Source organism: Microcella putealis (genome assembly GCF_004216575.1).
Lineage (GTDB): Bacteria > Actinomycetota > Actinomycetes > Actinomycetales > Microbacteriaceae > Microcella > Microcella putealis.
Map to the genome: position 1 here is coordinate 161,873 of NZ_SGWW01000003.1, position 12,156 is coordinate 174,028.

The window sequence follows — 12,156 nt, forward strand, 5'->3', positions numbered from 1 at the left end:
TACTGATAACGATTGTCAAAACGGTTCTCATTAAGAACCGGATGCGCGCACTCAGTCGAGCAGGAGCGCCGGCTCTTCGATGATCGACGCGACGTCCGCCAGGAAGCGGCTTGCAACATCCCCGTCAACGACGCGGTGGTCGAAGCTCGCGCCGAGCGTCGTGACGAAGCGCGGCCGCACCTCGCCGTCGACGACCCACGGCTTCTGCTTGATCGTGCCGAGCGCGACGATCGCGACCTCGCCCGGGTTCAAGATCGGCGTGCCGGTGTCCATACCGAAGACGCCGATGTTCGTGATCGTGATCGTGCCGTCGGCCATGTCGGCCGGCTGCAGCTTGCCGTCGCGCGCCGTGATCGTGAGCTGCTCGATCGCCTGGGCGAGCTCGCGCAGGCTCAGGTCTTGCGCGTTCTTGACGTTCGGCACGACGAGCCCGCGCGGGGTCGCCGCCGCGAAACCGAAGTTCACGAAGTGGTGAACGATGATCTCGGTGTCGGTCCAGGTCGAGTTGACCGTCGGGTTGCGCCGCACCGCCCAGATCATCGCCTTCGCCATGACCAGCAGCGGCGACACCTTGATGCCCGCGAAGTCGGGGCTCGCCTTCAGGCGCTTGACGAACTCCATGGTGCGGGTCGCATCGACGTCGACAAACACGCTGACGTGGGGCGCGCTGAAGGCGCTGCGCACCATGCCCGCCGCGATCGCCTTGCGCACGCCCTTGACGGGGATGCGATCTTCGCGCGCCGTCGGCTGCTCAGGCGTCGTGATGTTGCGGAACACGCTCGCCTGCTGCGCGTGCCGAATGACGTCGTCGCGCGTCACCTCGCCACCGATACCGGTGCCGATCACCTCGGCGAGGTTCACGTCGAGGTCTTTGGCGAGCTTCCTAATCGGAGGCTTCGCGAGCACGGGGGAGGCGTCGGCCACCGGAAGCGAGCGCGGCTTGGGCGCCGCCGCTGCCGCCTCGGCCTGGGGGGCGTGGTCCGTCACGCCGACGCCCGCCGCACGGCGGCGGCGCGAGGCTACGTGCCCGCCCTTTGATCCGTAGCCGACGAGCACGGCACCCGAACCGGAATCGGCGCCCTCGGCGGCCGCGACCGTTCCCTGGGTGTCGGCGACAGCATCCGCCGTTTCCGTCTGCGCCGCGGTCGGGGCCGGCGTGGCCGCCTCGCCCGCGCCGCGCACGCGGATGATGGGTGTGCCGACCTCGACCGTGTCGCCCTCGCCGACAAGCAACTCGTCGACCGTGCCCTCGAAGGGGCTGGGCAACTCGACGAGCGACTTCGCCGTTTCGATCTCAACGATCACCTGGTTGACAGCGACCGCGTCGCCGGGGGCGACCTTCCACTCGACGATCTCGGCCTCGGTGAGACCCTCACCGACGTCGGGGAGCGGGAACTCTGATGCGGTCATCGTGTCCTCCAGGGCGCTCAGTAGGCGAGGCTGCGGTCGACGGCATCGAGAATGCGGTCGACGTCGGGCAGGTACGCGCCCTCGAGCTTCGCGGGCGGGAAGGGGGTGTCGAAGCCCGACACGCGAATGACGGGCGCTTCGAGCGAGTAGAAGGCGCGCTCGGCGACCGTGGCGGCCACCTCCGAGCCGATGCTGACGTTGCCGGGCGCCTCCTGAGAGACGACGAGGCGGCCCGTGCGGCGCACCGACTCGAGCAGGGGGCCGTAGTCGATGGGGGAGAGCGAGCGCAGGTCGACCACCTCGATGCTCGTGCCCTCCTCGTCGGCGAGCTGGGCGGCATCCATCAGCATGCTGACCATCGCACCGTGACCGACGACCGTGACGTCGGTGCCGGGCCGCACAATGCGGCTCGCGTGCAGGGTGCTGCCTGCCGCCGCGGTGTCGACCTCGCCCTTCGGCCAGTAGCGGCTCTTCGGCTCGAAGAACAGCACGGGGTCGGGGCTTTCGATCGCTTGTTGGATCATCCAGTAGGCGTCGTGCGGGGTCGCGGGGCTCACGAGGCGCAGGCCCGCCGTGTGGGCGAAGTACGCTTCGGGGCTCTCCTGGTGGTGCTCGACCGCGCCGATGTGGCCGCCGTACGGCACGCGGATGACGACTGGCAGGGTGAGGGTGCCCTCGTGGCGGGCGGTCAGCTTCGCCAGCTGGGTCGTGATCTGGTCGAACGCCGGGAAGATGAAGCCGTCGAACTGAATCTCGACGACCGGCCGGTAGCAGCGCATGGCGAGCCCGATCGCGCTGCCCACGATGCCCGACTCAGCGAGCGGGGTGTCGAGCACCCGGTTCGCCCCGAAGCGCTGCTGCAGACCCTCGGTCACGCGGAACACACCACCGAGCCGCCCAATGTCTTCGCCCATCAAGAGCACGCGGTCGTTGGCGTCCATCGCGGCGGCGAGCCCCGCGTTCAGGGCCTTCGCCATCGTCATCGTCTCGGTCATGCCTCGCCTCCGAACGACGCCTCGTAGCGCGCGAGCCACTCGGCCTGCTCGGTCATGAGCGGATGCTCGGCGCCGTACACGTGCCGGAACATGCTCTCCGCGGGCGGCGGCTCCATCGCGAGCGTCTGCCGGCGGGCGTCGGCCGCGAGGTCGTTGCCCTCGGTCGCCACCTCGGCGAAGAACTCTTCAGATGCGCCGCGGACGCGGAGGAAGGTCTCGTAGCGCGCGATCGGGTCGCGCGCTTTCCAGTAGGCGACCTCGTCGTCGGTGCGGTACTTCGTCGGGTCATCACTGGTCGTGTGCGCGCCCATGCGGTAGGTGAGCGCCTCGATGAAGCGGGGTCCCTGGCCGCTGCGGGCAGCATCCAACGATTCGGCGGTGGCGGCATAGCTGATCAGCACGTCGTTGCCGTCGATCTGCACGCTCGGAATGCCGAAGCCGCGCGGGCGGTGGAAAAGCGGGGTCTTCGACTGCACACTCACCGGCACCGAGATCGCCCAGTGATTGTTCTGCAGAAAGAACACCTGCGGCGTCTCGTAGCTCTGGGCGAAGACGTAGGCCTCGTTGACGTCGCCTTGACTGGTTGCGCCGTCGCCGAAGTAGACGAGCACGGCGGCGTCGCGCTCGGGGTCGCCCGTGCCGACGAGCCCGTCGAAGCGCAGGCCCATCGCATATCCGGTCGCGTGCAGAGCCTGCGAGCCGATCACGAGCGTGTAGAGGTGGAAGTTGCCGGTCTCGGCCGGGTTCCAGCCGCCGTGGGTGAGCCCGCGCAACATCGCGATGATGCGCGTGAGGTCGAGGCCCCGCAGACGCCCGACGGCGTGCTCGCGGTAGGCGGGGAAGATGTGGTCCTGCGCGCGGGCCGCGAAACCCGAACCCACCTGGGCGGCCTCCTGCCCGAGACTGGGGATCCACAGTGCGAGCTGGCCCTGGCGCTGCAGGTTGCCGGCCTCGATGTCGAATCGGCGGGTGACCGCCATCTGTCGGTAGAACTCGCTCAGGGTGCCGTCGTCAAGCGCGTCGATGCGGGCGCGATACGGCTCGGTCGCCTCGGTGTAGCCGAGGGTTCCGTCGGGCGCGAGCAACTGCAGGGTCTCGGCCGTGTAGGACATGGGTTCCACTCTAGGCGGGGCTGAGGGCCCCCGATCAGAGGTCGCGGACAACCTCGCCCGCGACGCGCAGGAGGATCGGCACAGACTCATGCTCGGCGACGGATATGCGAATACCGTCGCCGGGGAACGCTCGGCCGATGATGCCCGCCCGCTCAAAGCGCTCGGCGACCGCCGCCGTCTTCTCGCCGGTGGGCAGCCACACGAAGTTGCCCTCGCTCGGCGGCACGGTCCAGCCCTGCTCGCGCAGGGCCTGCTCAACACGGTCGCGGCGGGTGACGAGTTCGTCGAGCTGGGTGAGCAGCTCGGCCTCGTGGTCGAGCGCCGCGAGCACGGCCCGCTGCGCCACCTCGGTGACCGAGAGCGGGATCTGCGTGCTGCGCGCGGCGTCGATCACGGCGCGGTCACCGACCGCGTAGCCGGCGCGCAGGCCGGCGAGTCCGTAGGCCTTCGAGAAGGTGCGCAGGATCACCAGGTTCGGATATCGGCCGATCAGCTCGTCGCCGTTCACGGCCGCCGGGTCGCGCACGAACTCGGCGTACGCCTCGTCGAGCACGACGAGCAGCGTGGGCGGCACGATGCGCATGAAGGCGGCGAACTCGTCGGCGGTCACCACCGTGCCGGTCGGGTTGTTGGGCGAGCAAACGAGCAGGATGCGCGTGCGCTCGGTGATCGCGGCCGCCATCGCCGCCAGGTCGTGGCGGAAGTCGTCGGTGAGGGGCACCGGAACCGCCGTCGCCCCGGCGATGGTGGTGAGCAGCGGGTACGCCTCGAAGCTGCGCCACGCGTAGATCGCCTCATCGCCCGGCCCACAGGCCGCCTGAATCAGCTGCAGCAGGATCGACACCGAACCCGCTCCCACGATGACCTCGTCGGGGCTCACCCCGTGACGCTCGGCGAGGCGCTCGCGCACGGCGAGCGCCGTCGCGTCGGGGTAGCGGTTCGGGGTGGCGTCGGCGATCGCCGCGAGGATCGCCGGGTGCACCGGGAAGGGGTTCTCGTTGCTCGACAACTTGAAGGCGGTCGCGTCGGCCTGCCGCCCCTGTTTGTAGGCAGGCAGGGCGACGATCTCGGGCCGCAGTCGCACGGGCGGCGTCGACGATTGAGGATGCTCGGGCGCGCTCACGCGATCAGCGTACGCGGGCGCGCCCCGCCCATCCGCTGAGCGCGGGCACGGAATGGGTGGACGCGGCTCGCACCGCGCCACCACAATGGTGCGCATGGCCCGATTTATCATCCGCTTGCTCATCAATTCGGTCGCGCTCTGGCTGACGACCCTGATCGTGGCGGGCGTCAGCGTCGTCGCCTACGGCGACGGCGACACCCTCGAGGTGGTCGTGACCTACCTGATCGTCGGTCTGATCTTCGGCCTGGTGAACGGCATCATCGGCAACCTGATCCGCATCGTGGCGTTCCCGCTGTACATCCTCACCCTCGGGCTCATCGCGCTGATCGTGAACGGGCTGTTGCTGCTGCTCGTTGACGGCATTTCTGACCTGCTCGGCTTTGGCCTGGTCGTCGACGGCTTCTGGTGGGGCGTGCTCGGCGCCCTGGTGCTCGGCCTCTTGAGCTGGCTGATCGGCGTGCTCGTGCGCCCGATCGTCGGCAAGAACCGTTAGCCGGGCAGCGCTCTAGCGGTCAGCGCGCCCGCGACCGCCCGACTCATCATCCCCGTCGAGGATGCGCTCGCCGCGGTACATGGTTGCCGTTCCCTGCACCGGATCACTCGGTAGCCGATCGCGTGCGTGGGTAATCGCGTAGTCATCGGCAGCGTCCACGAGCCGTGCTGTCGGAACGTACGCGTCGGCGGCATGCGGCGCGAAGAGTTCGCCGGCACCGCCAGGGAAGGCGCGCGCCTCGATGACGGTGGCTCGCGTCCCCGCATCATGCTCCCCGGTTATGGACGGGATGATGTCGTCCGTGTGCTCGATCACTATCGCCGGGTAGTCCCCCGAGATCGGCACATCGGACACCGGACCACCTGCGGTGACGAGCCCCGCCGTGCGGTACTGACCGCTTTCAGCGAGGTACGCCGCAACGAGCGCGCCCTGCGAGTGGCCGGTGAACACCACCTCGCTCTGAGCGGTCGCGCCGGCCTCTTCCAAACCGACGACAACCGCCTTCAGGGACGAGGCATCTAAGTGGGCGGTCAGGGCGAGGTTGCTGGCCATATCGAACGGGTTGACGCCTCCAAATTCGGCTTTCGGGTCGGTACCGGCGATGTACACCTCGTAGCGCGGCCCGTTGTCTCCCGCATAGGTCTCGATCCGCACCTGACTGCCGGCGCCGTCAGGCACCCGGGCGTGCCGATCGGCGACCGATGTCGGCGCCGTGACGGGTTGGGTGAAGACCGGTGGCGCCATTTTCGAAACCTGGTGTGGTTGTGTTCCGGCTGGCGACGGCACGGTTTGCTGGGTCACCCGCACGCCGGCAACTCCCGATGCGCCCGTGGCGACCGCGACGCCGCTCGCCACAACAGACAAGAATTCGAGGTTGACGAGGTCAAGGCCGCCCTCGCCCACTGACGCCGCTAGATGCGGCGGAACGCCGATTGCACCCAGTGCGAGCGAACCAATGTTGTTCGCCAGCCAGCCGACCAGCGCAGCCCCCTCCGGGGTGGCCGCGCTGCGGCCCAATTCCTCGAGGCCCCGTTCGGCGAGAGCGAGAAGCTTTTCCTGCTCCTTGTCCGGCAAGAGCGCGAACCCCACCGCACTCACCAGTGATGGCCCAATGAGGGGCACTGCGGCCGCGGCTAGCAGAGGCACCCCCACCATCCCGACGAGGGCGGCGATCTGGCTGGAAACGCGCTGCATGGTCGCCTGCACTGCGCCGTCAGCCGCGTCGAACAACTGGTGCGCGGCTTCGAGCGCGACAGCGATCTGGATGAGGCCCTGTCGTGCGGACTCAGCGTCAGCAAGGGCTCGATCGATCGCGATGACGACAGATTCACTGTGCACGAGCCCGCCTGTGCGACGCCCTCGTGCGGCAGCCTCCGCGCTGCGCGCGGCCGCGTCGCGGTAACGAACTTCTATCGACGTCAACACATCGGAGTGCACCACGGTCAGGCCGTCGTGCGGGTTGCCGTCAACGCCTCTCATCGACCCGGCTCCATCGTCCCGGGCTCGGCGTCGGTAGCGAGCCCTCGACACGACCACGCCGCGCTTTCAAATCCGTGTTGTGCCTCCGTGATCATGGCGATTCGGGAATTCACGAACGCATCGAATGCGAATCGCACAATTCCCGAAAAGCCCGCGAGAGTCTCGGGCCCTGGGATGCTCTGCTCCACCTCCGCCATGATCTCAGCGGCAGAGAAAAGCTGGGCAGCCGCGTAGTGCAGATCGCTCGCGGATTCGCCGGAGGAGAAGGTGGTGAGCATGGGGCGCACTGTGCCCGCGTGACGCGTGCCGGGCATCCGGAATCGGGGCCGCCAACGAACACCGAACCGGCCAGCACGGCTGGGGAGGAGTGTCCCTTTGCGCAATTCGCGACAGAATGGGCGAGTGGACAGCGGGGAGGGCGACGAGCAGACGGCACGCCCGCCGTTTCGCATCTGCTTCGTGTGTACCGGCAACATCTGTCGCTCGCCCATGGCCGAAGCGGTGATGAAGCGCATCATCCGCGATCGCGGGTGGGAGGGTCAGGTCGTCGTCGAGTCGGCCGGCACCGGCGAATGGCACGTGGGCGAACCCGCCGACCCCCGCACCCTCGAGGCCCTCGCCCGTCGCGGCTACGACGCCGACGAACACCGCGCCCGCCAGTTCGACCCCGTCTGGTTTCAGACCCACGATCTGGTCGTGGGCTTCGACCGCGGACACGAACGCATTCTGCGCAGCTGGGCTCCGAGCGACGACGCGCGCGCGAGCGTGCAGATCATCACCGATGTCGACCCCGAGGGCGCCGGCATCGACGTGCCCGACCCCTACTACTCCGACGCTGAGCTCTTCGACCACGTGCTCGCCGTCATCGAGCGCGCGTGCCGCGCACTCGCCACTCAACTCGAACCCGCACTACGACAGGGAGCCCGATGACCGCCCTCAGCCCGCAACCCCTCAGCCCGCTCGACGGCCGTTACCGCCGCCAGACCGGCACCCTTGACCAGCATCTTTCAGAGGCGGGCCTCAACCGCGCGCGTATCCACGTCGAGGTCGAGTGGCTCATTCACCTCACCGACCGCGAACTGTTGGGGGCCCGCCGTCTCACCGACTCAGAAAAGTCGCTGCTGCGGGCACTGCCCGAGAACTTTGGCGACGCCGACGTGGCCGCCCTCGCAGAACGCGAAGCCGTCACCCGGCACGACGTCAAGGCGGTCGAGTATCACGTGCGCGACCACCTGGCCGTGATCGGCCTTGGCGAGATCGCCGAACTGACGCACGTTGCCTGCACGAGCGAAGACATCAACAACCTGGCGTACGCCATCACCATCCGTGACGCCGTTGCCGCCGAATGGATGCCCGCCGTACGCGCCGTCATCGAGGCGCTCCGCGAGCGGGCGCTCAGCTGGCGCGACGTGCCGATGCTGTCGCACACGCACGGGCAGCCCGCCACCCCGACGACCATGGGGAAGGAGCTGGCCGTCGTCGTGCACCGCCTCGAGCGTCTCGTCGCCAGCGTCGACGAGATCGAATACCTCGGCAAGTTCTCGGGGGCGACGGGGACCTTCGCGGCGCACGTCGCGGCCGATCCCGATCACGACTGGCCCGCATCCTCGAAAGAATTCGTCGAGTCGCTCGGGCTCACCTGGAACCCGCTGACCACCCAGATCGAGTCGCACGACTGGCAGGCGCAGCTGTACCAGCGGGTCGCGCACGTGGGCCGCGTACTGCACAACCTCTGCACCGACGTCTGGACCTACATCTCGATGGGCTACTTCCGGCAGATCCCGCAGCCGGGCGCGACCGGCTCGTCGACCATGCCGCACAAGATCAATCCCATCCGCTTCGAGAACGCCGAAGCGAACTTCGAACTGTCAGCGGCCCTCCTCGACTCGCTCGCCGCGACGCTGGTCACCTCGCGCCTCCAGCGCGACCTGACCGACTCCTCCGCGCAGCGCAACATCGGCGTCGCCCTCGGCCACGCGCTGCTCGCGCTCGACAACGTGCTCAAGGGGCTCGGCGAAATCGCCCTCGATGAGGAGGCCCTCGCCCGCGACCTCAACAGCAACTGGGAGGTGCTTGGCGAGGCGATTCAGACGGTCATTCGCGCGGAAGTGACGGCGGGGAATTCGCAGATCAGCGACCCGTATGCGCTTCTGAAAGAGCTCACGCGCGGTCACCGGGTCGGCGGCGACGAGCTGCGCGCGTTCGTCGATGGGCTCGACATCTCTGACGAGGCGAAGGCGCGACTGCGTAAATTGACCCCCGCCACGTACACGGGTCTCGCGAGCGATCTCACCGCGTTCATCGCGCGCTAGCGTGCCGCTGCCGGCGCGCGCGCCGGTGAGGCGGCGTCGGGTGGCGTGTTAGTCGTGCGGGTTCTGCTCGGCCTGCCACCGCTCGCCGTCGGCCGGCTTGTTGGGCGTCACGGCCAGCATGAGCATGGCAAGCACCATGAGGTCGATGACGAACGTCACACCCAGGAAGATGAGCGACAGAAACAGGTCGCGGGTCACCATGAAGGTGACGAGGCCGACGAACACGGCGACCACGGCGGCGAGGCCGACGAGCTCACCGGGGCGCAGCTTCTCGCGGCGCGAGGGGTTCTCGGTCATGATGCGGTCTCTCCTGAGGGGGTGTCGGCCGTTTTCCCGCTGAAACCGGCGATGACGAGGTAGACGCCGACGATGACGGCGTAGGCGCCGAAGAAGCCGACGGCGCTGACCGAGTCGCCCACGGCAACGAGGATCAGCGCGAGGATGATGGTGGCCCCGCCGACAGTGATGCCGTCGCGGCTGTAGGGGGAGCGCCCGCGGTGGCGCAGGCCCCACACAAACTCAAACGCACCGGCGAAGACGCCGTACGCGCCGAGAGCCAGCAGCAGGAAGGCCAAGAGATCGCCGTCGAGGAAGCCGACGAGGGCGAAGGCCGCCGCCGAGACGACGGCGGTGATGACCGCGAGCCCGCGGTGCAGAGCGCGCAACGGTTCGCCGCCGGCAAGCCGCGTGCTGGTGATGGTGAGCACGATGGCACTCGCGACGCCGAAGGCGCCGAGGGCGATGAGGCCGAGGCTCGCCGAGTGGTCGGGGGTGAACGTGATCAGCACGCCGACGACGATGGCCGGGATCGCCCGGGCAATCGGGGCGAGCCAGGCGTTCGTCGACGCCGTCGCACCGCGGTCAGCGGCGCGCGCGTCAGAGGAAGCGGTCACCATACTCCCAGCGTACGGCCCGTGAGCCGTGAGGCTCCTGCATCGCACGGGATGCGCGGCGAACTACACGCGGGGCATGTCGGCGAAGCGGGACAGGTGGCCCTGGAATGCGACGGTGATCGTGTCGGTCGGGCCGTTACGGTGCTTCGCGACGATGAGATCGGCCTCGCCGGGTCGTGCGCTTTCTTTGTCGTAGGCGCTGTCGCGGTGCAGGAGGATCACCATGTCGGCGTCTTGCTCAAGCGAACCCGACTCGCGCAGGTCGCTGATGGCCGGCTTCTTGTCGGAGCGCTGCTCGGGGCCACGGTTCAGCTGTGACAGCGCGACAACCGGCACCTGCAACTCTTTCGCCATGAGCTTCAGCGCACGCGAGAACTCGCTGACTTCTTGCTGCCGCGACTCAACGCGCTTGCCGCTGGTCATCAGCTGCAGGTAGTCAATGACGACCATCTTGAGCCCGACCGTCTGCTTGAGGCGCCGGCACTTCGCGCGAATCTCAACGAGGGTCATGTTGGGGCTGTCGTCGATGTAGAGCGGGGCATCGGCGATGCGGCCGCGGGTGGCGGCGATTGCCGTCCAGTCGCGGCCTTCGAGCGTGCCCTTGCGCATCGCGTGCAACGGGATGGACGCCTCGGCTGACAGCAGGCGCATGGCGATCTCGCTGCGCCCCATTTCGAGCGAGAAGACAATCGTGGGCTGCTGGTGCTTGATCGCAGCCGCACGGGCGAGGTCAAGGGCGAGCGTCGACTTACCGAGCGCCGGACGAGCGGCGATGAGGATGAGCTGGCCACCGTGCAGGCCGTTGGTGAGCTGGTCAAGATCGGCGAAGCCGGTCGGCACGCCCGTCATCTTGCCGTCGAGCCCCTTAGCGGCCTCGATCTCGTCAATCGCTTCCCCGACCGCCTGCGTCAGCGGAACGTAGTCTTCGGTCTGCGCACCACCGGCCACGTTGTAGATCTCGGCCTGAGCGTTGTTGACGAGGTCGGTGACCTCGCCCTCGGAGGCGTACCCCATCTGCACGATGCGGGTACCCGCCTCGACGAGTCGGCGTAGCACCGCCTTCTCGGCCACGAGCGAGGCATAGAACCCGGCGTTTGCCGCCGTCGGCACGAGCCCGGTCAGCGTGTGCAGGTAGTCGGCGCCACCGGCGCGGGTCAAGTTGCCCGACTTGGTGAGCTCGTCGGCGACCGCGATCACGTCGGTGGGCTCGCCGTGCGCGTAGAGGTTCATGACCGCGTCGAAGATGATCTCGTGCTTCGGCACGTAGAAGTCGACACCGCGAACGACCTCGACGACGTCGGCGACCGCGTCTTTGCTCAGCAGCATGCCGCCGAGGGCACTCTGCTCAGCGAGCAGATCGTGCGGGGGAGTGCGCTCATGCCGACGCTCGCCCTCGCGGCCGTCGCCCGATCGCGGGTCAACGGCGGCGGAGATGTGGGCGATAGACACGGAAGGGCCTCCTGAAGGCATGCGGTAACACCTGTATAGGCGGGAGCACCGACACGCAGTGGTCGCCGAAGCCGGCAGGGCGCGTGTCGAGGCGCAGTCACCCTAGGGAGAGGCGCGACCGGCCCTCAAACGCGGCCTGTGGATAACGCTGGGGAAAGCTGCGGAGAACGCCCGCGCGTCGTGTGGGCAACATGTGGAGGCGCCTGTGGATTGTCACGGGGAGAACTTGCTGTAAACGGCTTTGACCAGGCCTTTTGTCATCCACACCGTGTGTGGAAAAAGAGGCTTCAACCGGCACCTGAAGCTTGAGGGCTTCGCGCGAATGCTGTGGAGGAAAGTGCGGGAAATCACTTGACACGGGGCGCAAAAAAGCGGTACCCGCGGCGCGTGGCCGCGGGTACCGCTGGGGGCAAAAAGCCCTACTTCTTCTTCTTGTCGGCCACCACGTTGAGGGTGATGGTCGCCACGATCCCGTCGCGGAGCTTCAGGATCGCCTCGTGCGTGCCGACCGTCTTGATCGGCGAGACGAGCTCGACGAGGCGCTTGTCGATCGAGCCGATACCGGCCTTCTCGACGGCAGCAGCCACGTCGCCGGTCTTCACCGAACCGAACAGGCGGCCCTCGGCGCCCGCGGTCACCGTGAGGGTGACAGGGTTTGCCTCGAGGCGGAGCTTCAGGTCTTGGGCCTCCTCGATCGTGGCGTGCTCGCGCGCAGCGCGGGCGGCCTTGATCGAATCAACCTGCTTTTCGCCACCGCGGCTCCAGGCCACAGCGAAACCCTGGGGGATGAGGTAGTTGCGGGCGTACCCGTTCTTGACCTCGACGACGTCGCCGGCCGAGCCAAGGCCCGACACTTCCTGCGTGAGAATGAGCTTCGACATCGTGAACCC

The 12,156-nt window shown here is 68.1% G+C and carries 13 protein-coding genes; 3 read left to right on the forward strand and 10 right to left on the reverse strand.

Annotated features, from left to right (window positions below; all coding sequences use genetic code 11):
• Window positions 1-51: 51 nt before the first annotated feature.
• The 4 genes from EV141_RS08210 to EV141_RS08225 are packed head-to-tail and all read right to left on the reverse strand — an operon-like array spanning window position 52 to window position 4,640.
• Window positions 52-1,410, reverse strand: a complete 1,359-nt coding sequence (locus tag EV141_RS08210) for a dihydrolipoamide acetyltransferase family protein (protein WP_130485484.1) — start codon at window positions 1,408-1,410, stop codon at window positions 52-54.
• A 17-nt stretch (window positions 1,411-1,427) separates the two neighbouring features.
• The gene (locus tag EV141_RS08215; protein WP_130485485.1) at window positions 1,428-2,405 is read right to left on the reverse strand and encodes an alpha-ketoacid dehydrogenase subunit beta; all 978 of its coding nucleotides are present in this window, start codon (window positions 2,403-2,405) and stop codon (window positions 1,428-1,430) included.
• Window positions 2,402-3,517: a thiamine pyrophosphate-dependent dehydrogenase E1 component subunit alpha gene (locus tag EV141_RS08220; protein WP_130485486.1), complete on the reverse strand. Its 1,116-nt coding sequence runs from the start codon at window positions 3,515-3,517 to the stop codon at window positions 2,402-2,404. Before EV141_RS08220 ends, EV141_RS08215 begins: the two co-directional genes overlap by 4 nt.
• Before the next feature lie 34 nt (window positions 3,518-3,551).
• On the reverse strand, window positions 3,552-4,640 hold the full coding sequence (locus EV141_RS08225; protein WP_241969179.1) for a histidinol-phosphate transaminase: 1,089 nt from the start codon (window positions 4,638-4,640) through the stop codon (window positions 3,552-3,554).
• Between the two features lie 94 nt (window positions 4,641-4,734).
• On the opposite strand from EV141_RS08225, the gene EV141_RS08230 reads away from it, so the two are divergent.
• Window positions 4,735-5,133 carry a phage holin family protein gene (locus EV141_RS08230; RefSeq protein WP_130485488.1) on the forward strand — a complete coding sequence of 133 codons (399 nt, stop codon included), beginning with the start codon at window positions 4,735-4,737 and terminating at the stop codon, window positions 5,131-5,133.
• Window positions 5,134-5,145: 12 nt separating this feature from the next.
• Here EV141_RS08230 and EV141_RS08235 read toward each other — a convergent pair whose 3' ends face one another.
• Window positions 5,146-6,612, reverse strand: coding sequence for an alpha/beta hydrolase family protein (locus EV141_RS08235; protein ID WP_130485489.1), 1,467 nt, complete (start codon window positions 6,610-6,612; stop codon window positions 5,146-5,148).
• Entirely contained in the window at window positions 6,609-6,890 is a 282-nt protein-coding gene (locus EV141_RS08240) for a hypothetical protein (protein WP_130485490.1), read from the reverse strand. Before EV141_RS08240 ends, EV141_RS08235 begins: the two co-directional genes overlap by 4 nt.
• Window positions 6,891-7,014: 124 nt before the next feature.
• Between EV141_RS08240 and EV141_RS08245 the strand changes: the two genes are divergently transcribed.
• Window positions 7,015-7,542: a low molecular weight protein-tyrosine-phosphatase gene (locus EV141_RS08245; RefSeq protein WP_241969180.1), complete on the forward strand. Its 528-nt coding sequence runs from the start codon at window positions 7,015-7,017 to the stop codon at window positions 7,540-7,542.
• Complete coding sequence (purB, locus tag EV141_RS08250; protein ID WP_130485491.1) at window positions 7,539-8,924, forward strand: adenylosuccinate lyase; 1,386 nt, start codon at window positions 7,539-7,541, stop codon at window positions 8,922-8,924. The genes EV141_RS08245 and purB overlap by 4 nt, the downstream gene beginning before the upstream one ends.
• 48 nt (window positions 8,925-8,972) lie before the next feature.
• Here the strand turns inward: purB and EV141_RS08255 are convergent, their stop codons facing one another.
• The 4 genes from EV141_RS08255 to rplI form a co-directional block, all read right to left on the reverse strand.
• Window positions 8,973-9,221, reverse strand: a complete 249-nt coding sequence (locus EV141_RS08255) for a hypothetical protein (protein WP_130485492.1) — start codon at window positions 9,219-9,221, stop codon at window positions 8,973-8,975.
• On the reverse strand, window positions 9,218-9,820 hold the full coding sequence (locus EV141_RS08260; RefSeq protein ID WP_130485493.1) for a hypothetical protein: 603 nt from the start codon (window positions 9,818-9,820) through the stop codon (window positions 9,218-9,220). Before EV141_RS08260 ends, EV141_RS08255 begins: the two co-directional genes overlap by 4 nt.
• Window positions 9,821-9,880: 60 nt before the next feature.
• Window positions 9,881-11,266: a replicative DNA helicase gene (gene dnaB / locus EV141_RS08265; RefSeq protein ID WP_375880243.1), complete on the reverse strand. Its 1,386-nt coding sequence runs from the start codon at window positions 11,264-11,266 to the stop codon at window positions 9,881-9,883.
• 419 nt (window positions 11,267-11,685) lie between these two features.
• On the reverse strand, window positions 11,686-12,147 hold the full coding sequence (gene rplI, locus EV141_RS08270) for a 50S ribosomal protein L9 (protein WP_130485495.1): 462 nt from the start codon (window positions 12,145-12,147) through the stop codon (window positions 11,686-11,688).
• Between the last annotated feature and the right edge of the window lie 9 nt (window positions 12,148-12,156).